The organism is Mucilaginibacter sp. SG538B (assembly GCF_013376065.1).
Lineage (GTDB): Bacteria > Bacteroidota > Bacteroidia > Sphingobacteriales > Sphingobacteriaceae > Mucilaginibacter > Mucilaginibacter rubeus.
Genome location: NZ_JABMJI010000004.1, coordinates 332,946 through 355,773 on the forward strand (window position 1 = coordinate 332,946; position 22,828 = coordinate 355,773).

Below are 22,828 nucleotides of genomic sequence, written 5' to 3' on the forward strand. Positions count from 1 at the left end.
AATTAGCAGTATTGTTCAAATGCGTCAATCAGGTTATCGGCAATCATTTGTGCCGGGCGGCCTTCTATCTGGTAGCGCTCAATCATATGCACCAGCTTGCCATCTTTAAACAGCGCCATGGCAGGTGACGATGGCGGGTAAGGCAGCATATAGTTACGCGCGGTATCAACAGCTTCTTTTTCCATGCCTGCAAAAACGGTTACCAGTTTATCAGGATGTTTGCCGTTTGTGGCGGCAATTTTAGCAGCCGGGCGCGCGTTTGCCGCAGCACAGCCACATACCGAGTTAACCATTACAAATACTGTACCTTCGCTTTCAATAGCGTTTTTTACAGCATCGGCATCTTTTAATTCTTCAAAACCAACCCTGGTCAGATCTTCCCGCATCGGGGCTACTAAATATTCCGGATACATCATTTTTTTTTGCTTTACAATAAAATCAGTGTTACAAAAATAAGAAATGATACTTGGTTTACGTTTATAAAAACTCAATAATAACAATTGGTTGACGATTAACGTAGAAGGCTATTTCATTGATAACCTGTTTACATACATTTAATATTGTTTTATTAACAGTAATTTTTAACTTGCATACCCCTAATTTATTTTGAATTTGATGAAACTTAAAACACCTGATATTAGCACTGTTGTTATCATCAACAAAAATCAACAGCATACAAAATCATTACAAATAAAAACCAAGCACCTTAACAGGCTTAAACACTACGCGTGGAGCATAGCTGCTGTTGTTGCCGTACTTGGTGGCTTGGTGTTTTACCTGCATCACAAAAGCGCTGTGCAGGAGGCCGAAAACCAACAGTTACAGGCGCAGATAGCTAAACTTAAAGGCACCATGCCGGTTGTTAAAGCAGAGGTAAATACGCAGGGTACTGCCCAGTCGTACATTCAATCTATCGAGGTTAAACTTAAAACTATAAATGAGTATTTAAAAAGGCGCGGCCTTAAAGGTTTTACTGTAAAGGGTACCGGGGGCGATGGCAACAGGGAAGGGGTAAAGCTACCCGATACCGAAGCTTACAGCCTGTATGACGATTATCTTAAACATTTAACAAGCACCATTGCATTTACCCCTATGGGCTATCCGAGGATCAGCTCGTTTACCTCATTTTTTGGTTACAGGAGCGACCCTTTTGATTCGGAGCATGCCGAGTTTCACCCTGGTATTGATTTTAAAGGTAACCGTGGCGATGCAGTAAAATGTACGGCGAGCGGCAAAGTTGTTTTTGCGGGATGGGCCGGTGGTTATGGTAAATGTGTCCGGATTCAGCATATTAACAACCTGGAAACCTTGTACGGTCATCTTTCGAAAATTGAAGTGAAGGTAGGGCAGCAGGTTACGGTTGGCGATAATATTGGCAAGGTAGGTTCAACCGGGCACTCAACAGGTGCGCACTTGCATTATGAAGTACGTAAAAACGGGAAGCCGGTTAACCCGGTAAATTTTTTAACCCTGAATAAATAAGTTCTAAGTACGAAGTCTTAAGTTCAAAGTATTAAGTCGGGAGTGGATAGTTGGTCAGTGTATTTTTTGCCTTCAGACTTTTGACTATAGACTTATGACTTTAACTCACAAAAACATGGCTATTTTTTCTAAAAAAGATAAGGTTGCGCTTGATTTACAGGCAATCTCTACCCTCATTAGCGAAGGCAGTGTATTAGAAGGTAACCTGAAAGCCCCGGCTTTTGTACGGATCGACGGATTGGTTAACGGCGATGTAATGGTTGATGAGGGCCTGATCCTGGGCGAAAAGGGAGAGGTTAAGGGAAATATAAGTACTAAAGAGATCTTTGTTTATGGCACGGTAAGGGGCGATATTAATACCTCCTCGCTTGAAATAAAAGCTACAGGCCGTATAACCGGCGACATCAAAACACAGAACCTGGCCGTTGAAAATGGCGGAGTTTATAACGGCAACCTGACCATGCAGCAGGGAGAGGTGCAAAAGCAGTTGCAGGCATAAGCCCCTTGTTTTTGTTTTGATATAGAAATGCTTATCTTTATATTATGACTACGATGACATTAAATGTGCCTGATGCGCTTGAAAAAGAGCATGATGAAACTGTGCGTTTTCTTGCCGCCAAGTTATATGAAGCCGGTAAATTATCGTTAGGGCAGGCTGCTGAAATGTGCGGAATGGAGAAGGTTGATTTTCCGGCAGTGTTAGCTGAATTTAACGTTAACTATATACAATACAACTACGAAGATATATTGGCGGATGTAGCCCGGATCAATGGTTGAATACGCCGTTATCACCGATACCAGTTGTTTGATTTTATTAGATAATATCCAGGCGCTGCATATTCTCCAATCCGTTTATAATCATATCATAACCACGCCTGAAGTTGCAGCTGAATTTAAAAAACCCCTACCCGAATGGATACAGGTAATGACTGTAAGAAATTCGCAATTAATTGCTGTTTACTGTTTGCAGGTTGATATAGGTGAAGCAAGCGCTATAGCTTTAGCACAAGAAATACCAGATACTTTACTTATTGTAGATGATTTTAAAGGCAGGCGACTCGCAAGTCAGCTTAATATCAAATTCACTGGTACCCTGGGTGTTTTGATAGCCGCTAAACAACAAAATAAAATTCCGTCACTGAGGCCCTATTTTGAATTGATTAAGTCAACCAATTTTCGAATTGACCCGTTATTGTTAGAACGGATATTGAAAGACTTGGAAAATTAATATCAGTTAGCTTTTTAAGCCGCAGGCTCATTTATCGAACATCCTCGAAGCGCGTGAACCAAACATTTCATTTTCACAAGGATATCAGTTAACTTTGCACTCTCAAAAATAAAATCGATATGTCATCAGTAGAAACTGCATTCGTTAAATACAAAGTAAAAGATCTGTCGCTGGCAGAGTGGGGCCGGAAGGAAATTGAACTGGCTGAGGCTGAGATGCCCGGCTTAATGGCTTTACGTAAAGAGTACGGCCCAAGCCAGCCGCTTAAAGGCGCAAGGATTGCCGGTTGTTTGCACATGACGATCCAAACCGCTGTTTTAATTGAAACCCTGATTGCCCTTGGTGCCGAAGTTACCTGGTCGTCATGTAATATATTCTCAACCCAGGACCATGCCGCTGCTGCTATTGCTGCCGCCGGCATTTCTGTTTACGCCTGGAAAGGCATGAATGCCGAAGAATTTGACTGGTGCATTGAACAAACTTTATTTTTTGGCGAAGACCGCCAGCCGCTTAACATGATCCTTGATGATGGCGGTGATTTAACCAACATGGTATTGGATAAATACCCTGAGCTGGTTGCTGCTATCAAAGGCTTATCAGAAGAAACAACCACCGGCGTACACCGCTTATATGAGCGCATGAAAGCAGGAACCCTGCCAATGCCTGCTATTAACGTTAATGATTCGGTTACCAAATCAAAATTTGATAACAAATACGGTTGCCGCGAATCATTGGTTGACGCTATCCGTCGCGCTACCGATGTGATGATGGCCGGTAAAGTGGCCGTTGTTTGCGGTTATGGCGATGTTGGTAAAGGTTCGGCCGATTCTTTACGCAATTCCGGCGTACGTGTTATCGTTACCGAGATCGACCCGATCTGTGCTTTACAGGCTGCAATGGAAGGTTTTGAAGTTAAAAAACTAAGCACTGCTATCACTGAAGCTGATATCGTGGTTACTGCTACAGGCAACAAGAACATTGTTCGCGAGCAGCACTTCCGCGCGTTGAAAGATAAAGCAATCGTTTGTAACATCGGTCACTTTGATAACGAGATTGATATGGCCTGGTTAAACGGTGCTTATGGCAATACCAAAGTGGAAATTAAGCCACAGGTTGATAAATATACCATTGAAGGCAAAGATGTTATTGTGTTAGCCGAAGGCCGTTTAGTTAACTTAGGTTGTGCTACCGGTCACCCAAGCTTTGTAATGAGTAACTCGTTCACCAACCAAACTTTAGCGCAGTTAGAGCTTTGGACAAACGGTGGCGCCTATGAAAACAAAGTTTACACCCTGCCAAAACATCTTGACGAAAAAGTAGCCCGCCTGCACCTTGCAAAAATTGGTGTTGAGCTGGAAGTACTTGACCAGGACCAGGCCGAGTATATCGGCGTAACGGTTGAAGGTCCGTTTAAACCGGAATATTACCGTTATTAATCTTTTTAAGGTTAAAGTATAAAGGCGAAAGCTGAAAGGTTTTTGCTTTGAAAATATGAGAGGCTGTATCACAAATTGCGATGCGGCCTTTTTTGATTTATATGATTGAATGTATTTTATGGGATAAGTTCGATGAACTATCCCGGGCATAATATAATCAGCCGTTTTAGAAGTCGCGGTTGAGACGTGATTTACACTTGAATAACCGCGCAAGCGTAACTACAATTACACAATATATTTTTTACATAATTAAGTAATATTTATGTGTCTGTAACTGTTAATTGTTTGTCATTTGCTAATATTGACAATCGATTACAATGTGTGATCTGTACACATTTATACCTGTCTTATGCGTAAATTATTTACTTTATTACTCGTTGTTATTGCACTATCGGCCCGGAGCCAAACCAGGGGCGATTTTTCGGGCGCCGTTACCGATAATAAGAGCCAGCCTATCGCGGGCGCTACGGTGTATTTGCTCAATACCAATTACCAAACCAGTGCCGACAGAAGCGGAAAATTTATTTTAAAAAGCATAACTGCCGGGAAATATACCCTGCATATCAGCGCTGTTGGTTATGCGGCTAAAAATATCCCGGTAATTATAATCGGTACCAGTCGCCCAATAACAATTCAGTTGAATGATGCCAGCAACCAGTTGGATGAGGTTACAGTATCGGCGCAAAAAACAGAAGAACAGGCCCAACGTGTACCATTCAGTATTTCAACGCTCTCGGCCAAACAAATCCAGGATTACAGGCTTTGGGACCTGAAAGACCTTACCGCCATTGTGCCTAACTTAAATTCAGGAGCACCCGGCGATGGCCGTACTGTTACCGGCATCCGCGGCATTGTTACCACATCATATGACCCCGCCGTTGCAACTTATGTTGATGGTGTAAACCAATACGGGCTGGATACCTATATTCCTCAATTGCTGGATGTGGATAGGATAGAAGTACTTCGCGGCCCGCAGGGAACGCTTTACGGCCGTAATGCTACAGGCGGCGTTATCAATGTGATCACCAGGCAGCCATCAAATACCCTGAGCGGTTTTGCCGGTGTTGATGTGGGTAATTACAATCAACAGCGCTATACACTGGGCATCAAGGCTCCATTAGTAAAAGATAAATTGTATTTAGGCGTGGCCGGAATTTATTCAGGTTTTAATGGTTTTTACACCAATACGTTTAACAATACGCATTTCGATAAGCAACATTACTTTTTGGGTAACTATTACCTAAAGTTTTTGGCTACTTCAAAGCTCGCTTTCACTCTGAATGTAAAAAACTACAACAACCGCAACAACGGCGCATTCACTTTAGCCGGTTCGCCTGATGATGCTCTAAGTCATCCTTTTGAGGTTAACCAGAACGCTACGACTAAAATGGTTGATAATACTTTCCAATCGTCATTAACGGCTAACTACAGCGGTAGTGATTTTAATTTTACTTCGCAAACATCTTACCAGGTAAACAACCGCTATTATACCACACCTATCGATGGCGATTTTTCCCCTATCGACGCCGTATCTATCGTAAACAACTATGGCGGCAAATGGAATAAAGTAAAAACCACCATCCAGGAGTTCCGCTTTACTTCGCCGGCTTCATCTGCCTCAAAATTGAAATGGGCAGCCGGGACTTATGGCTTTTATCACTATGCGCCAAACAGGCAGGGCACTTACTTTGGTGACGATGCCGGCGCTGTTGGCTCGCCGATGACTGATTTTACCAGTATCAATACCAATACCGACAGGAACTATGGCATAGCTGTTTACGGGCAGGCTACTTATGCCGTGAATGAGCAGTTTGACATCACCGCGGGTTTGCGTTATGACTACGAGCATAAAAAAGAAAACGTAATGGGCGAGTTTCTGCCAAATGGCGGCGAGCCGGTGGTTACCCGTTCGGATACTTCGTCAACGGCACATTACAAAGCCTTTACGCCTAAAGTGAGTTTGGCTTACCATGTATCGGCACACAGTAATTTGTTTGCTACGTACAGCCGCGGTTTCCGCGCGGGAGGCATTACCGAGTTGGGTTCTGATCCGTCATCTCCACCGCTTTATTCTTTCAAACCTGAGTACAGCAACAACTTTGAAATAGGCTCAAAAAACGACTTTTTAGATAACCGCCTCCGTGTAAACGTAACCGCATTTTATACCCGCGTTACCGATGCCCAGGTACCAACACTGGTATTGCCTGATGCTATTACCATTACCAAAAACGCAGGCAAGTTAAGCAGCAAAGGTATAGAGGCCGAAATTAACGCTACCCCAATTAAAGGCCTGGAGTTTGATTACAACTTTGGTTATACCCACGCCCGTTATACTACGTTGGTTGTAGGCAGCAATGGCGAAGAGGTGAATTTGAAGGGCAACAAGCAAATTTATACACCGAACATTACCAGTATGCTGGCCTTACAATATGGCTATGATTTGGGCGGTGCGCTGAAAACCAAATTGATTGCCCGCGGCGAGTGGCGCTATCTTGGCGATCAGTATTTTGACCTCGCTAACCAGATAGAACAAAAAGGCTACAGCAAGTTCAACGCGAGGGTAGGTGTAAGCACCAAAAGGTTTGGGTTGTTCTTTTGGGAAAGCAATATCGCCAACAAAAAATACATTGATTATGCCTATGATTTCGGCGCGACACACTTAGGCAACCCGCGCACGTATGGAGTGTCGCTGAATACTACTTTTTAATTGAAAAAGCAGGTTCAAACGTCCATGTTTGAATGATGCTTTTTTATAGCATTGGGGTGTGCGATTCCCCTCTCGAGAGGGGTGGAGGGGTGTGTCTCTGCTTTGATAAACTTACAATAGAAACACACCCCTGCTACCGCTCGACCCATCGCGCCCCCTCTCCAGAGGGGATTTTAAAATGCTTCTTCTAAGCCATGCCCGGGTAAGTCGACGCATTAGGTTATTTTACCTTATAATATTCCGGATATTTTTTGTTAATTCATTTAAAATCTGATTTATACAAAATTGCCATCCGCATGAAAAAGAATATCCTGCCGCTGCTTATCGCTATAATTACCATTGCTATCACTTTTCCTGCGCACTCGCAGGTTATTACCAAATACGGAGATAATGTAAGTACTCTTGACGGTATCATGAAAGCCTATTATGGTGTAGTTACTGTTAAGAAAGGCGAAAAGGTAAGGTATGAGCGCGATAGCTTGCTGCATATTGCCAATGCCCATGTTGGTGCAGGCTATACCGATAAACAAGGCAAACAGCAGTTCAGCTATATGACGTTGAAGGAATACCACAAACTGGCCGACCCATCATTGTCAAAAAATGGTTTTGACGAGCGGGAGATAGCCCGGCGGGTTGAAAAATTTGGCAGTATTTACCATGTATGGAGCACCTACGAATCGCGCAACACAGCTGATGGGCCGGTAACCGAGCGCGGCATCAACAGCATTGAACTATTTAACGATGGCACCCGTTTCTGGATTCTCGCCTGGTTTTATGATGGCGAGCGCAAGGATAACCCGATACCAGCGGAGTATTTGAAATGATTTTTAGTTGATGGCCCATAGTCGATAGACCATAGCCAAAATTAAGTGCCATGGACTATGGACCATCGACCATGGACTTTTTCAACTTTCCAACTAAATACCTAACTTCACCGCCCTGAAATCATATACTTTAATTATGAAATTATTAGAAGGAAAAACCGCGTTGGTTACCGGCGCGTCAAAAGGAATAGGCCGCAAGATTGCCGAAAAATTTGCCGAGCATGGCGCTAATGTAGCTTTCACTTATTTGTCGTCTGTTGAAAAAGGCCAGGCCCTTGAGCAGGAGCTGCAAAGTTTCGGCACTAAAGTAAAAGGTTACCGTTCTGATGCTTCCAAATTTGATGAAGCTGATAAATTGATTACCGATATTGTTGCTGATTTCGGTACGCTTGATATTGTTGTCAACAATGCCGGTATCACTAAAGACGGTTTGCTGATGCGCATGACCGAAGAAAACTGGGACGAAGTGCTTGACGTAAACCTGAAATCGATATTTAATGTTACCAAGGCTGCCTCAAAAATCATGATGAAAAACCGCAAAGGTGTATTCATTAACATGAGCTCGGTTGTTGGTGTGCAGGGCAATGCCGGCCAGGCCAACTATGCTGCCTCAAAAGCAGGGATCATTGGTTTCTCTAAATCAGTAGCTAAAGAACTGGGCTCACGTAACATCCGTACCAACGTGGTTGCACCAGGTTTTATCCGTACCGAAATGACCGAAGTGCTCGACCCTAAAGTTGTTGAAGGCTGGGCAGCAGGTATTCCGCTTAAACGCGCCGGTGAAACTGAGGACGTAGCCAATGCCTGTGTATTCCTTGCATCTGATATGGCGGCCTACATTACCGGACAGGTTATCCCTGTTGATGGTGGTATGTTGTAAGAATGCACCTCCTCTAAATCTCCCCCAAAAGGGGAGACTTGAAAAAGCTTTTAAGCCCTCTCCTTTGGAGAGGGTTGGGTGAGGTTTAAAACTTATTCCCCTCCTTTCACAATAATTTCGCATTTTGCAGGTAATGTTTATTGGGCCGGATGATCTGCGCCCTGACGATACTATAGCTACAAATGTTTTCACTTACATGGGGTTCTGTTTCGGGATGGTGGTTGCCTGCCGGCTTATTACTGGGTTTGGCATATGCCTGGCTCATGTACCGCAAGCCGGTTGATCTTGGTAAAAACTTACGCTATGTGCTTGCCGCTATCCGGGCGGTAACTGTGTTTTTTATAACGGTGCTGCTCATATCTCCCCTGGTAAAAACGGTTAAATATGAGCCGCAAAAGCCTTTAGTGCTTATCGTCCAGGATAATTCGTCGTCTGTTAACACCTTTAAACCGGCTGGTTTTAAACCATCTGCCTTTGTCGATGATCTGGCTAAACTAAAACAGGAACTTGGCGACAAGTATGATGTGCAGGAATTTAACTTTGATAAAGGCCTGCATTCCGGCCTTTCAAAAAAAATTAATGGTAAGCAAACCGATATAGCAGGTGCGTTGCACCAACTTAACGACAGGTTCACTAATCAAAACATCGGCGCGCTGATATTGGCAACTGACGGTTTATACAACCAGGGTAATGATCCGCAGTATGAGGCCAGGAATATCAAAACCAGCATCTACACCATAGCCCTTGGCGATACCACAGCCAAGCGCGACCTGCTCATCGGCAACGTGAATTATAACAAAACGGCCTTTTTAGGGAACGATTTTGTGATAGAAGTGCTTGCCACGGCTTACCAAAGCAAGGGCGAAAGTATGAACCTGTCGGTTACCGAAGATGGTAAACAGGTGTACGCCCAAAGCATTGCGGTAACCGCGAACGATTTTAAAAAGATCGTCCCCATAAAGCTGAACGCTGCTAAAAAAGGCATCAGAAAATATACTATCAGCATTGCTCCTGTTAAGAACGAGCTGTCCATCCAAAACAATACCGAAACTATTTATGTGGAGGTGCTTGATGCCCGGCAAAAGGTGCTGCTGTTATACAACGGTCCGCATCCCGATTTAACGGTGATTAAACAGGCTATCGAAACCAATAAGAACTTTGAGGTAAAGGCAAGTTCGCTTGCTGATGCTTCAAGCATTAAACCGGCAGATTATAGCCTGGTGGTCCTGTACCAGCTTTCGGCAGGCGAATATCCGCCGGTGAAAAGTTTTATTGCTAAGAGCAAAACACCGGTTTGGTATATCATTGGTTCACAAAGTAACCTGCAGGCCGTTAACAGCGAGCAAAACACGGTACGCATAAGCGCAGGCCGTGCTGAAACGCAGGAAGTGATGCCCCTGCCAACCAATGATTTTACGGCTTTCACCCTCTCCGATTCGGCGCAAAAAAAGATTGCCGCCTTTCCGCCATTAGTAGCGCCGTTCGGCAGTTACGGAACCGCTACCGGTGCTTCAGTTTTATTGAAACAAAAGATTGGGACTGTAGCTACTACCTATCCTTTACTGGCCTTTGGCGATGAGGCCGGCCGGCGTATCGCCGTATTAACCGGTGAAGGTCTGTGGCGTTGGCAACTGGCCGAATATCAAAACTATGGTAACCGCAACGCTATTGACGAATTGCTGAGCCAAACTGTACAGTATTTAACTGCCAATGCAAACCGTCAGCGTTTTCGTGTTTATCCGGCCCGTAATGTATTTGATGAAGGGGAAAACGTGATCCTTAATGCCGAATTATATAATGAAGCCCTTGAGTTGATCAATACCTCTGATGTAAAGATAGAGCTGAAAAGCACGGCCGGAAAAAACTATAGCTTCCTGTTTACACGTACCGGGCAAAGCTATCAACTTGATGCAGGCACCCTCCCCATAGGCGAATACACCTACAACGCATCAACCCAAAACGGCAAACAGGAGTTTAAAGCTACCGGGCAATTCACCATAAAACCACTTAACCTCGAAACCCGTCAAAGCGCTGCTAATCATACCTTGCTTAATACCCTGGCCAAACAAAGCGGCGGGCAAATGATCAAACCATCGCAGCTAAGCCAGCTTGCCGACCTGATCCGCAAAAATGAGAATATCAAAACGGTGGTTTATGAAGATAAGCATTACAGCGATTTGATAGATCTGAAATGGCTGTTTGTATTGATCCTGCTGCTGTTATCAACTGAGTGGTTTTTGAGGAGGCGGGAAGGAGAAGTTTAGAGGAGAGAGAGTCAAGACGGTAAGAAGTAAGAGGCAGGGAAGGGAAGGAAAAAAAGCGGGGACCCGTGCGATTCCCTCCCTTGGGAGGGTGTAGGGAGGGGTTTCATCGATATACTTACCCGTTTGGAATAGCGTATAACCTCTCCCTGCCAATGCGCAATCCCACCGCACCCCTCCCAAGGGAGGGAATTAAAAAGACTCGAATAATTATCATAAAACGATAAAAAAATGGTTAAAATCATCCCATACAACCCCAAACTAAAAGCAATCGCCAGAAAACTTCGTAAAGAGATGACTTTTGGCGAGGTTCTCCTACGGAATGAATTAAAAGAAAATAAGCTACTGGGTTTCGACTTTGATCGTCAGCGTTGTATGGATAATTATATAGTCGACTTTTATTGCAAGGAACTAATGCTGGCAATTGAAGTAGATGGGCGGTATCATAATTATGAAGATGTTTTGATTAAGGATGATGTCAGGCAAGCGAAATTAGAAAGCTTCGGTGTTAAATTTTTAAGGTTCGCCGAGGCGGATGTAAAAGATGATCTGCCTAATGTATTACGGGCTATTGAAGGGATGATAATTGAGATTGTGAAAGACGACTCTTCGATTGAACTGCCGAAAGATTTTGATAGAACATTGTTGGATTGATGTAGAAACCCCTCCCTACACCCTCCGAGGGGAGGGAATCGCACAGTCCGGCGCTCTTTAAAGCTCCGTATTTCGTCATTTACTTATCCTTACTTTCAGGCACCACCACGTAAACATCCTCATTGGCTTTTTTCATGAGGTACTTTTCGCGGGCAAATTTCTCCATTTGCTGGGGGTTGGTGGTCAATTCTTTAAGCTCTTTGGTCACCTGGTCGGTTTGGGCTTTGTAGAAATCGCGCTCGAGCCTTAGTTTTTTAACCTGCTGGTGGTATTGGTATTGCGAAAAAAGATCGTTCCTGTCAAAAAATATCATCCACACCACAAAAGCAATGGTAACCAGGAAAAACTTATTCTTGAAAAGATCTATAAGGCGTTTCATTGATACCGGCTGGATAATTTTCATTTAAAGCTATTTAATTTTTTCGACCGTTACAAATATGCTTATTAACTTATTAACAGGAAAGTTTTTTGCGGTGAATGGTTGATTGAGTTGATTAGGTGAGTGGTTGGTTTTCGGAGATTATAACTACTCACTTAATCAACCATTCACTTAATCAACTTAATATTTATCCTCTTTTAGCTCCACTCATACCGCTGGCGCCACCGCGACCAGCCTCTGAACGGCTGCCGCCTGATCTTTTATTGCCGCCGGAGCGGCTGTTGCCTGCCGAACGATTATTGCCGCCCCCTCCAGACCTGCGGTTACCGCCGCGACCACCACCACCGCGTTGACCACCGCCTGAGCCACCTTTTTTAGGCGCTTCGTTTATTTTGGCTGCCATAGCTGCTGGACTAAGCGGGTACGGATGCCCTTCCTCAATCGGGATCTGTTTGGCTATCAGCTTGTGGATATCTTTCAAAAATTCCAGCTCTTCAGCATCGCAAAATGAAAATGCTATGCCATTGGCACCAGCCCGGCCTGTACGGCCAATACGGTGTACATAAGTTTCGGGTACGTTTGGCAACTCATAGTTGATAACATGGGTAAGGTCATCGATATCAATACCACGGGCCGCGATATCTGTAGCTATTAATACTCGGGTTGTGCGGTTTTTAAAGTTAGTTAAAGCACGCTGCCTTGCATTTTGTGATTTATTACCGTGGATGGCTTCGGCAGTGATACCTACACGGTTCAGGTCTTTAACCACTTTATCTGCACCGTGTTTGGTACGGGTAAATACCAAAACGGTTTTAATGTCCTTATCTTTCAGGATGTGGATCAGCAACGATTTCTTATCTCCCTTATCCACATAATAAACTGCTTGCTGAATGGTATCCGCAGTTGATGAAACCGGGGTAACTTCAACTTTTTCGGGGTTATTCAGGATACTATCTGCCAGGCTTTGGATCTCTTTTGGCATGGTGGCCGAAAAGAACAGTGTTTGCCTTTTTGCCGGTACTTTAGCTATGATCTTTTTAACATCGTTAACAAAGCCCATATCTAACATACGGTCGGCTTCATCCAGTATCAGGAATTTAACATGCTCCAGGTGAACATAACGCTGGTTCATTAAATCCAGCAAACGCCCCGGGGTTGCCACTAAAATATCAACACCGCGACGCAAAGCATCAACCTGAGGGTTTTGTGATACGCCGCCAAATATTACGAGGTTTTTAAGGCCTGTATGTTTGCCATAATTGGTAAAACTTTCACCAATTTGAAGGGCAAGCTCGCGGGTTGGGGTTAAAACCAATGCTTTAATGGTTTTTTGCTCTTTGTGGGCTATCCTGTCCTGGTGTAATAATTGCAGGGTAGGGATAGCAAAAGCCGCGGTTTTGCCGGTGCCTGTTTGGGCACAGCCCAATAAATCCTGGTGTTGTAATATAATAGGAATGGCTTGTGCCTGTATTGGAGTAGGTGTGGTATATCCCTCTGTTTTTAAAGCCTTGAGGATTGGCTCAATTAAATTTAAATTTTCGAATGACATTCTTGATTGTTTGTAATATATAATGTGCTAACGCGAAAGCATAAGCGGATCTGAAGAGTTTGCTGGGCTCAAAACCGTAAGCGAACGGGTAATTAGCTGCAAAGATACGCTTTTTATTGTTAAGAAATTTTTAAGAGCAAGAACTACACTGGATTAGGCTGCCAGCGTTTCGGTATCAGGAGTTCCTTGTTCCTTTTTGGCCTTACGGTCCTTTTGCCATGATTCCAGCAGGATTAAGCCCATACCTATCATAATGGATACGTCGGCCACATTAAATACGCCTGTTTGGAAGATTCCGAAGTTCATGTGCATAAAATCTGTTACGCTGCCATAAAGCATCCTGTCGTAGAGGTTACCTGCGCCACCGGCAATAACCAAAACGATACCTGTGGTGGTTAATTTACCTATTGATGGTTTTAGCATGACATAAAAAACGCCAAAGGCAAGGGCCAGTAAGGGCAGCAATGATAGCAGGATGAATTTCCATGGGTTTTGCAGCGAATCGCCAAGACTTAAAAAAGCTCCCGTGTTTTCGGCATGCAGAATGGTGAAAAAGTTTTTGATAACAAAAATGTTATCGCTGATGTGAATATGCTCCCTAACGTAAATTTTAGTAACCCTGTCAAGCCCGATGCTTAAAACTAATACCAGCACTATACCCAATATCCTCAAAATCCCTTTTTTGTTCATTAGTTTATTTTAACAAGTTATTATAACGTGGTTGCCTTAGTTTAATTATATGGCTTTAGTTGCAGGAGGCAAAGGTATAAAAAAATAGGTGATTGAGATAGATAACTATAACAATGCACATCTATCAGGGTGTCATGGGTAGGTCCTCGAAGCATGTGGGCAGGCCTCTGCGCGCGACCCTTCGACGGGCTCAGGGTGACGGCCCTCTTTTTTTAGCTAAAACAAAAAAAGCCACCTGCTTTACACAGATGGCCTTTCACATCGTCAAAAAATTACTTTTTAAAGTATTTGAAATCTTTACCGATGAATTTGGCGTTAGCGCCTAATTCTTCTTCGATACGTAACAACTGGTTGTATTTAGCGATCCTGTCTGAACGTGAAGCCGAACCGGTTTTGATCTGGCCGCAATTTAATGCAACAGCAAGGTCAGCAATGGTCGAATCTTCAGTTTCGCCAGAGCGGTGGCTCATTACTGAGGTGAAGCCGTTGGTTTGAGCTAAAGTAACCGCATTGATAGTTTCGGTTAATGAACCAATTTGGTTTACTTTTACCAGGATTGAGTTTGCAATGCCTTCGCTAACACCTCTTTGTAAACGTTTAGTGTTGGTTACAAATAAATCGTCACCTACTAACTGTACTTTTTTACCAATTTTGTCGGTTAAGATTTTCCATCCTTCCCAATCGTCTTCGGCCATACCGTCTTCGATAGAGATAACAGGGTATTTTGCAACTAATTCGGCAAGGTAATCAGCTTGCTCAGCGCTGGTGCGGATAGCACCTTTTTCGCCTTCAAATTTAGTATAGTCGTATTTACCGTCTTTGTAAAATTCAGAAGCAGCACAGTCAAACGCGATGAAGATATCTTCACCAGCTTTGTAACCTGCTTTTTCAATAGCTTTCAAAATGGTTTCAACACCATCTTCAGTACCTTCAAAAGTTGGAGCAAAACCACCTTCGTCACCTACTGCAGTTGAAAGACCGCGATCGTGAAGGATCTTTTTCAGGTTGTGGAATACTTCGGTACCCCAACGTAAAGCTTCAGAGAATGAAGGAGCGCCAACCGGCATGATCATAAATTCCTGGAAAGCGATAGGCGCATCAGAGTGTGAACCACCGTTAACGATGTTCATCATCGGGATTGGCAGCGTGTTAGCATTTACACCACCAATGTAGCGGTATAAAGGCTGGCGGCTTTCCTGGGCAGCAGCTTTAGCTACAGCTAATGAAACACCTAAAATAGCATTGGCACCAATTTTACCTTTGTTTTCGGTACCGTCAATCTCAATCATCAAAGCGTCGATAGCATTTTGTTCAAACACATCGATACCTTTTAATTCAGGAGCTAAAACTTCGTTTACATTTTCAACGGCTTTTAAAACGCCTTTGCCCATGTATTTTGATTTGTCGTTATCGCGAAGCTCAACAGCTTCGTGAACGCCGGTTGATGCACCTGAAGGTACAGCAGCGCGACCAAATGCGCCGTTTTCGGTTAAAACTTCTACCTCAATAGTAGGGTTACCGCGCGAATCTAAGATCTGGCGGGCATGCACATCAATTATTATGCTCATAGTGAATTGTCAGAGTGTGGTTTGAATGAATACTATTAATAACGGCGGCTAAGTTAATGCGTAAATAAGGAAAACGCAATTGAAATTTTGTATTTGTAACGATTATAGGCAATTAATGATGCGATTTAACATGAAATTAATATAGAATGAGTGGTTTTTTCATGAAAACGGATGTCTGAACCGGGATTTGGGTGGATTTTTATGATTTATAGGATTTTTCTTTCCTTGCTTCCCCGGTTGCTGTGTCTCCACGGCAACATGTAAGGTTTGAAATTTGGTTGCCGTGGAGACACGGCAACGTGGGGAGGTTTTTTAATTCAGTTTAAAAAAAATCGGTGTAATCAGAAAAAGAATCAGTGTAATCCCAGAAATAAAATCAACATAATCATCCCACTCAACAGTGATTAATCGCTCGTAGTAGGGACGTGCTCACGCTGCACGGCATTTTTGCGCTGGATGCGATACATCAGGATGAGCATGATATTGTCCTTATCGCTTTTAGCAGCAGCCGAATAATTATATTGGTTGATCCAGCCAGCCTGTAAGATCCACGATTTATCAAACTGGTAACCTAATGCGGCTGATATCCGATTACGTTCAAAGTTAGGTACCTTATTATTAAGAAATACTTCGTCGAAAACAGAAATGAACCAGGTTTTGGCTTCAATTTTGGTTTTGTTCAATGGCACAAACACATTTAGCCTGTAACGGAAACGGTTACGGTAATCGCCGTTAACCCAGCGCTGCTCTACCCGGTAGCGGTGTTCCAATTTTAAGCGGTACAGGAACTGGTTGCTGGTGATCTGTTCCCAAAAACGGGTTTCGGTAGTTGTAGGCCCTTTGCCAATATCCATATAATCAAAAGTAGTGTAGCGGCCGGTACCTAAAAGCGCGGTAAAGTTCCTGTCTATATCATAACTTACACCAGCCTTTACCTCGTAATACTGAAACTGGCTGAATACATTATTGGTACGGGTTTGAAACTCGGTGTAACCACCCCATTTGTGGGAACTATCGCCCGGCAAAACTACGGTTACTATGCCCCAGGTGCCTACTTTTGAATCCTGTGCCTTAACAGTAATTGAACATATAGTTAATAAAAAGAGCACTAAAGCGATGGAATTGACGGGCTTGATTGTCATTGCAGAGATTATTTCTGCAAATATATTTCCTAAATGTTATCTTAATGTTAATATTAACACCGTTAATGTTAACATAATGTTAAGTATTTGAGTTTGGATTATGTTGGTAATATGGTTGAGACTTACGAAGTTTCTAAAACTTCGTAAGTCTGGATTTTAAAATTGGGGGTAGTACGAAGCAAAAAGGCATCAAGCGCGGTTATTCGGAAATCTCAAATTCCTGCATCTTTCCTGCTATTCCCACTTAAATGTTTTTACCGCTACCGCATAAATTCCGATAAACCAGGCAAAAAGAATCAGTAATTGGTGTGTAACGTCACCTAAGCCAGCGCCTTCAAAAGCCACTTTACGCATAGCATCGTTTAAATGGGTTAGCGGTAACACCTTGCTGATATATTGCAGCCAGTTGGGGAAGGCGGTGATTGAAAAAAAAGTACCCGAAAGCAGGAACTGCGGCAGCGTGATAATATTGGAAAGCGGTGGCACCGAACTTTCGTTTTTGGCGATGCCAGATACAGTAAAGCCGAATCCCATGAAAATGATCAACCCGATGGCCGAAAGTACCAGCATATTTAATACAGTTGTTACACCGTGGATCAGCGTAAAACCAAACATGTAATGCCCGACCAGTATAATAAATAACGAACCTAACAGGGAAAAGGCCAGCCTCGCAATAGCCTCGCCCAAAACAATGCTGTAACGTTTAACCGGGGTTGCAAAAAAGCGTTTGATAACCAATGTTAACCGTAAGCTCAGAAATACAAAAGCTGTACCAAAAACACCACTGCTTAGCAACGAAAAACCCAACTGTCCGGGTAAAATAAAATCGATGTATTTATATGGGCGGCCGCTTATGGTTTCTTCTTTAAGGTCGATCAGGTTGGGGACTTTAACTGTGGTGTACGACTGAATGCGTTTCAATTCTTCCGACTGAATACGATAAAAAATGTTGTTCAGGGCTGATTTTAATACACTTCCTTTATCGCCCGATGCCTGGCTGTACTGTACATGAACGGTCATTGACGCTGGTGGAGCAAAAGGTTTAAGATCAAGTATTGCATCAAGGTTACCTTTTGCCAGGTTTTTGCTCATTTCATCAGCTGTTTGATCATGGATAAGGTGCATGATCTTGTTTTTTTTAAGCGCAGTGTAAACCGGGTTATTGGCGGATGTATCGCTGCCTTTGGCTACGCCCACATCTATCGACATACCGCCACCCCCAATATTGGCAAAAACAATGATAAATATCAAGGGGAAAGCCAGTGTAAACACCACCGCCGAAGGGCTGCGTAATATCGACCGGAAACTGGCTTTGGCAATGGCCAGGGTTGCTTTTGTATTGCTGTATTTATTGTTCATCCTTTTATGTCATTTGCCATTAGGCGTCATTAGGTCATTGAGTCATTTTGCCTGTCAGCGTCATTGGGGCATGGAGCATTTTAGAGTGCTAACTGCAAACTCAAAACTGCATACTGGCTCCCCCCTTCAGGGGGCTGGGGGCTATCCTTCCCGCCATTCCTTGCCGGTTAAATTAATGAATACATCCTCCAGATTGGCCAGTTTTACCTGCTTTTTGCGTTCAAAGCCTGTGGCTACAAGCTCGTCGATAAAATGGTCGGGGGTATCAATGCCAATGATGTAGCCGCCGTCGACAAAGGCAACACGGTCGCATAGTACTTCGGCTTCATCCATATAGTGGGTAGTGATCACCACGGTGGTTCCCTGGTCGCGGATTTCGCGGATCAGATCCCAAAGGTTACGGCGGGCCTGCGGGTCGAGGCCGGTTGTGGGCTCATCCAGAAATATGATCCTTGGGTTATTGATTAATGTAGTGGCGATAGAAAAACGCTGTTTTTGCCCCCCGGAAAGGTCTTTATATTTAGCCTTTGCCTTATCGGTAAGAGCAACTTTTTCCAGCATCTCCATAGGTGTTTTGTCGATACCGTACAGGCCTGAAAACAGTACGATCAACTCCGACAGGTTGAGGTTGGGGTAATAACCGGCGGCTTGTAACTGTACGCCTATACGTTTTTTGATGCTATCGGCGTCGGTTTCAATATCAAAGCCATCAACAATAATGCTGCCGGATGTTTTTTCGCGAAGGGTTTCAATGATTTCGAGAGTAGTTGTTTTACCGGCGCCGTTGGGGCCAAGCAGGCCGAAGATTTCGCCTTCATAAACTTCAAAACTAATGCCTTTAACGGCTGCAAAATCGCCATAGTTTTTTACCAGGTTGTTTACAGTGATGATAGGTTGTTTTGTCATAGGGTAAAAATGCATCTCATTCATGAAATAACCATGAGTTTTTCGGCGAACTACGGAATTTTTACGGTGAAAGAGAATTTTGCGATGGGTAATTGATATTATTTATCATCTTCGAAAACCCTGTACCGGCCCCCGGATGTCTTAAAATGAAAAGCCCGGATGATCATCATCCAGGCTTGTAATACTCTCCGCAAAAGTTCGCCTATCAGGGTTAGGGGGCCTTATTTCACTTTTGCACTTTTTATAGTTTTGCTTACCGGCCTTTCGTATTTTTAATGATATAGCCTTCAGCTTGTGATTTTCCCCATTTCCAGGTTACTTCATCTCCTTTTTTCATACGCTCACCCTTTTAAAGGATAACATGTATGGTTAATTATTGATTATCAAAGATGAAATAACCGTCCCTCGGGGTGCCGGGAATTATTTTATTAAATGACCGATAGAGTGAACGATAACAACGGCATGTTCCGCGGCTTTCATAACTAAATGGATCAATTGAATTGCAAGTAAAGTTTTCATGGCATTATTTGTTGTTGTTTAGTGATCCAAAATTGCACACAAAAGGCACCCTGCCGTTAGGTTTATTAGGCGAAGCAAGTGCGGTTATCGGTGAACGGCAGTAAAACATCGGAGAAATACCGGTAAAAAAGTGATATCGTCGGTAAAACTTTGGAGAGTAAAAAGCAAAAACCTCAGAAGGGATATTAACTTTGAGAGTAGGTGTTAACAATCTAACTTATATGGATTACTATTTAGATGAGCTTGTAATAAATTTAAACGGTATAAATACTGCCGGCTTAATGGATACCTGGTTATGGTTGATAAAAGATTTTAAGGAAATTTTAATGATATCAAAGCCCGGCGATCTGTTCTTTATAGGATATGATGATTGTATTTACTGGCTTGCAACGGATATGTGTGATTTATCGAAAGTTGCTGATAATAAACAAGAGTTTTACAGTTTTTTAAATGACGATGAAAAAGTGGATAACTGGTTCATGCCTCAATTGTTAAAGGAACTTGAAGATGCCTGTATTTATTTAGGTGATCACCAGGTTTACAGCTATAAGAAAATGCCGGTTTTAGGAGGAGAATACACAATTGACAATCTTAAGCCTGTTGATATTAAAGGTCATTTCGAATTAACCGGCATTATTGGTGAGCAAATAAAAGATCTACCCAATGGAACAAACGTCAAAATTAAAATAGTCGACTAATTGAGGTTTCAAATAAATTTTCAATATTAAAAAGCCGCTTTGCAAGATCGCAACGCGGCTTTGTTTTTCATAGGCAGATGAATATATTAACTGATCAGGTTAGCCAACGCCTGGATAACGGTTACCGTATGCTCCTGCAGGGAGATCATCACAGCTATAAGTGGATTGTAGAATGTTTTCATGATAATGTTATTTGCCGCAAAGATGTGCCGTTAGCTCATTGTTGAACAGTTATTTTAGGTGAAACGGCATAAAATGTCGGTGAACGAGTTTCAGGTAAGGGAGAAGCGCTTTTAAACAAGCTTCTACGACCAAAAACCCTGTATCCTAATCTGGCTTGACGGGTACCCCTGCAGTTTTAATAATTTACGTAATTCGCCTACCATGGTATGGTTGCCGGCAATGTAAAATACCGAGTGTTCCAGGTTATACTGTTGTTCCATTACCCACTGGATAAGGCTGTGGTGGCCGTATACATCATTACGTTCAATAGGCTTTAATGGCGATTTGAAATACTCGCTAAATAAACCCCTGTGATTTTCATCGGCCATAACTATAGCGCCCGAAAAACGCGTTGCGGGTAATACCATTTGCTGTAAGGCCAGCATATGCCCCATGCTGCTTTCATCGCCAAGGCCTATTATGGCCGGGGTGCCGGCCGGTGCGTGGCGGGTAGAACGGATTTTTAAATAGCGTACGGTATCGTTTTTTTGAAGTTGTTTAGCCCATTTACTGCCGGGACCGCTATGGGCTGCATCAATATACAGGGTGCAGGTGCTGGTTTCGGCATCCCAGCCGGCAGGGGTATAATCGCGGTAGGTAAGGTTATCAACTTTTATTTTTATGTAGGGTATTTCGTGCCAGCTTTGCATATCGGCCTGTGGTAAGTGCAAGTCGATCTCAATCATGGTCGACGGCTCCCAGTGCCTTACTTCAAGCACCCTGCCGCTTTGTAAAAGTTGGTTTTCAAACAAGCTGCCAGCCTTTCTTTTTAATTTATGAAGAGTGGATGTTTCCATGGTGTAGTGTTTTGATACTACAAAGAAACATTGAATTTTAGCCTCCTGAAATAGTAATTTCGGGGTAAATATTGGATTATTTACGGTGTTTGTCCCTGAACTCAAGTGGCGTAATGCATGCTGCTTTTTTAAACAACCGGGAAAAATAGGTATGATCATCATAGCCCAGTGCATGCGCAATTTCCTTTACGTTGAGGCCGCTGTAATACAGTAATCTTTTTGCTTCCAGCATCACTTCCTGAGTTATCCAGTAACTTACCGGGAAACCGGTGGTTTTCTTTAAAACCTCGTTAAGATATGATTCGGAAACATTAAGCATACCCGCGTATGCCGAAGGGCCTTTAATTGTGCGCACATGCCTCAATAACAACTTTTTAAACTGATGTGAAATTTGTGCCGGCCTTGAAAGCTGCTTTTCGGGCGTATAAACGTTACTGAAAGTGGCTGCTGCCATGCCGGCAAATGATTGTATGAGCGATTGCAAAACAGGTAGAAAGAAAGCGCTGTTATCATCCTCGCTATTTTTTTCGCGCAACAGGCAAAGGAGCTGCTGGTATTGTTTTAATTCAATATCGTTGAGCTGATAAGGCTGTTGCAAAAAAAGCTGGTTTTCAAATATATTCCGAAAGTCGGCCGGAATATGCTGTGAATCGATGGCTACATACCAGCCACCGGCAAGTGCATTATTTATCCGGTGATGTACCTGTCCCGGCAAAATATAATAAAATGTGTTTTCGCAAAAATGAACCTCGTTAAAATCTATCATCAGTGATGCTGATCCATTTTCAATCAAAAAAAACAGGTAATGATCGTCGCGATGGGCGCCCATCGGCACTTTTTTTGAATCTTCGCCGCTTTCAAAGTGCCTGATTTCAAAGCCTATGTTTGATCGTTCATGTAGCTGGTGTACAGGGATATCTTTCATTTTGCAGGGTAGTTATTGTATTATGGTAACGCAATCTTTAACCGTGAGGTACATTTTCTCCAGGCTAAGGAATTTATTTTATATGGAATTTGTTAAATATTTAGCTAAATTAACTTTTGGCTTTGTGCATTCTGCTTTCAGCTATATAATTACAATAATTCGGGGATTTATTTACCGCCATCAACCAGTGCATAAATCTCCTGCATGTAAATAGCTTCATCCATAGCAACATGAAAGTCTTCCCATTCATCAACAGTAAAGGTAAGCTGGATATCATTGACCGGCGTACGCATCACCACGCGCTCCTGTCCGTCGGGAAATGGGAAAGAATGATCACCGAAATCAAGATCGATAGCGAAATTTTTAAACTGGATAAATTGATCGGGTGTAAAGCTAAGGATCAGGTTATGGTGCCATATAAATAGGCATTGGCATTCGGAGCAACGGCTTACTACCGATGTTCCCTTTTGGCTGAGTATTTTAGCATCGCACATAAATTCCGGTAATTAAAAATGAATTGGTGCCTGCTCTGCTGATTAAATGTTTGATATAAACAATTAAACTACAGAACAGGACTTTATATTTTAAGCATTAATAATCAA

22 protein-coding genes are annotated in these 22,828 nt (G+C 43.0%); 11 read left to right on the forward strand and 11 right to left on the reverse strand.

Annotated features, from left to right (window positions below; all coding sequences use genetic code 11):
* Positions 1-2: 2 nt before the first annotated feature.
* Complete coding sequence (locus tag FHW88_RS22420; protein WP_176628095.1) at positions 3-413, reverse strand: BrxA/BrxB family bacilliredoxin; 411 nt, start codon at positions 411-413, stop codon at positions 3-5.
* Positions 414-615: 202 nt separating this feature from the next.
* Between FHW88_RS22420 and FHW88_RS22425 the strand changes: the two genes are divergently transcribed.
* The 10 genes from FHW88_RS22425 (at position 616) to FHW88_RS22470 (ending at position 11,472) form a co-directional block, all read left to right on the forward strand.
* A complete protein-coding gene (locus FHW88_RS22425; RefSeq protein ID WP_176627971.1) occupies positions 616-1,482 on the forward strand; it encodes a M23 family metallopeptidase in 867 nt (288 codons plus the stop codon).
* Positions 1,483-1,597: 115 nt separating this feature from the next.
* Positions 1,598-1,981 carry a polymer-forming cytoskeletal protein gene (locus FHW88_RS22430; RefSeq protein WP_090529026.1) on the forward strand — a complete coding sequence of 128 codons (384 nt, stop codon included), beginning with the start codon at positions 1,598-1,600 and terminating at the stop codon, positions 1,979-1,981.
* A gap of 44 nt (positions 1,982-2,025) precedes the next feature.
* On the forward strand, positions 2,026-2,259 hold the full coding sequence (locus tag FHW88_RS22435; RefSeq protein WP_090529023.1) for a UPF0175 family protein: 234 nt from the start codon (positions 2,026-2,028) through the stop codon (positions 2,257-2,259).
* A complete protein-coding gene (locus FHW88_RS22440; RefSeq protein WP_176627972.1) occupies positions 2,252-2,710 on the forward strand; it encodes a DUF3368 domain-containing protein in 459 nt (152 codons plus the stop codon). The genes FHW88_RS22435 and FHW88_RS22440 overlap by 8 nt, the downstream gene beginning before the upstream one ends.
* Positions 2,711-2,829: 119 nt before the next feature.
* Positions 2,830-4,146, forward strand: coding sequence for an adenosylhomocysteinase (ahcY, locus tag FHW88_RS22445; protein ID WP_176627973.1), 1,317 nt, complete (start codon positions 2,830-2,832; stop codon positions 4,144-4,146).
* A gap of 349 nt (positions 4,147-4,495) precedes the next feature.
* Positions 4,496-6,853, forward strand: a complete 2,358-nt coding sequence (locus FHW88_RS22450) for a TonB-dependent receptor (RefSeq protein WP_176627974.1) — start codon at positions 4,496-4,498, stop codon at positions 6,851-6,853.
* Between the two features lie 296 nt (positions 6,854-7,149).
* A complete protein-coding gene (locus tag FHW88_RS22455) occupies positions 7,150-7,677 on the forward strand; it encodes a hypothetical protein (protein ID WP_176627975.1) in 528 nt (175 codons plus the stop codon).
* 136 nt (positions 7,678-7,813) lie between these two features.
* A complete protein-coding gene (fabG, locus tag FHW88_RS22460) occupies positions 7,814-8,557 on the forward strand; it encodes a 3-oxoacyl-[acyl-carrier-protein] reductase (RefSeq protein WP_090529006.1) in 744 nt (247 codons plus the stop codon).
* Positions 8,558-8,739: 182 nt separating this feature from the next.
* Positions 8,740-10,821, forward strand: coding sequence for a hypothetical protein (locus FHW88_RS22465; RefSeq protein ID WP_176627976.1), 2,082 nt, complete (start codon positions 8,740-8,742; stop codon positions 10,819-10,821).
* 228 nt (positions 10,822-11,049) lie between these two features.
* Positions 11,050-11,472 (forward strand): endonuclease domain-containing protein, encoded by a 423-nt coding sequence (locus FHW88_RS22470; protein ID WP_176627977.1) that lies wholly within the window; start codon positions 11,050-11,052, stop codon positions 11,470-11,472.
* A gap of 79 nt (positions 11,473-11,551) precedes the next feature.
* On the opposite strand, the gene FHW88_RS22475 is transcribed toward FHW88_RS22470, so the two are convergent.
* The 7 genes from FHW88_RS22475 to FHW88_RS22505 form a co-directional block, all read right to left on the reverse strand.
* Positions 11,552-11,875 (reverse strand): FtsB family cell division protein, encoded by a 324-nt coding sequence (locus FHW88_RS22475; protein ID WP_254780129.1) that lies wholly within the window; start codon positions 11,873-11,875, stop codon positions 11,552-11,554.
* Between the two features lie 163 nt (positions 11,876-12,038).
* On the reverse strand, positions 12,039-13,400 hold the full coding sequence (locus FHW88_RS22480; protein WP_176627978.1) for a DEAD/DEAH box helicase: 1,362 nt from the start codon (positions 13,398-13,400) through the stop codon (positions 12,039-12,041).
* 153 nt (positions 13,401-13,553) lie between these two features.
* Complete coding sequence (lspA, locus tag FHW88_RS22485) at positions 13,554-14,090, reverse strand: signal peptidase II (protein WP_090528994.1); 537 nt, start codon at positions 14,088-14,090, stop codon at positions 13,554-13,556.
* Between the two features lie 272 nt (positions 14,091-14,362).
* Positions 14,363-15,658: a phosphopyruvate hydratase gene (gene eno, locus FHW88_RS22490; protein WP_090528991.1), complete on the reverse strand. Its 1,296-nt coding sequence runs from the start codon at positions 15,656-15,658 to the stop codon at positions 14,363-14,365.
* Between the two features lie 404 nt (positions 15,659-16,062).
* Positions 16,063-16,800 (reverse strand): DUF2490 domain-containing protein, encoded by a 738-nt coding sequence (locus FHW88_RS22495; RefSeq protein WP_176627979.1) that lies wholly within the window; start codon positions 16,798-16,800, stop codon positions 16,063-16,065.
* 234 nt (positions 16,801-17,034) lie between these two features.
* Positions 17,035-18,159, reverse strand: coding sequence for an ABC transporter permease (locus tag FHW88_RS22500; RefSeq protein ID WP_090528984.1), 1,125 nt, complete (start codon positions 18,157-18,159; stop codon positions 17,035-17,037).
* Between the two features lie 141 nt (positions 18,160-18,300).
* A complete protein-coding gene (locus tag FHW88_RS22505; RefSeq protein WP_176627980.1) occupies positions 18,301-19,065 on the reverse strand; it encodes an ABC transporter ATP-binding protein in 765 nt (254 codons plus the stop codon).
* A gap of 740 nt (positions 19,066-19,805) precedes the next feature.
* Between FHW88_RS22505 and FHW88_RS22510 the strand changes: the two genes are divergently transcribed.
* A complete protein-coding gene (locus FHW88_RS22510; RefSeq protein WP_176627981.1) occupies positions 19,806-20,282 on the forward strand; it encodes a T6SS immunity protein Tdi1 domain-containing protein in 477 nt (158 codons plus the stop codon).
* A gap of 305 nt (positions 20,283-20,587) precedes the next feature.
* On the opposite strand, the gene FHW88_RS22515 is transcribed toward FHW88_RS22510, so the two are convergent.
* From FHW88_RS22515 to FHW88_RS22525, 3 genes are all read right to left on the reverse strand, one after another.
* Entirely contained in the window at positions 20,588-21,301 is a 714-nt protein-coding gene (locus FHW88_RS22515) for an SIP domain-containing protein (protein ID WP_176627982.1), read from the reverse strand.
* Positions 21,302-21,377: 76 nt separating this feature from the next.
* Positions 21,378-22,226 carry a helix-turn-helix domain-containing protein gene (locus tag FHW88_RS22520; RefSeq protein WP_176627983.1) on the reverse strand — a complete coding sequence of 283 codons (849 nt, stop codon included), beginning with the start codon at positions 22,224-22,226 and terminating at the stop codon, positions 21,378-21,380.
* A 167-nt stretch (positions 22,227-22,393) separates the two neighbouring features.
* Positions 22,394-22,720 (reverse strand): DUF6686 family protein, encoded by a 327-nt coding sequence (locus tag FHW88_RS22525; RefSeq protein ID WP_090528970.1) that lies wholly within the window; start codon positions 22,718-22,720, stop codon positions 22,394-22,396.
* Positions 22,721-22,828: the final 108 nt, after the last annotated feature.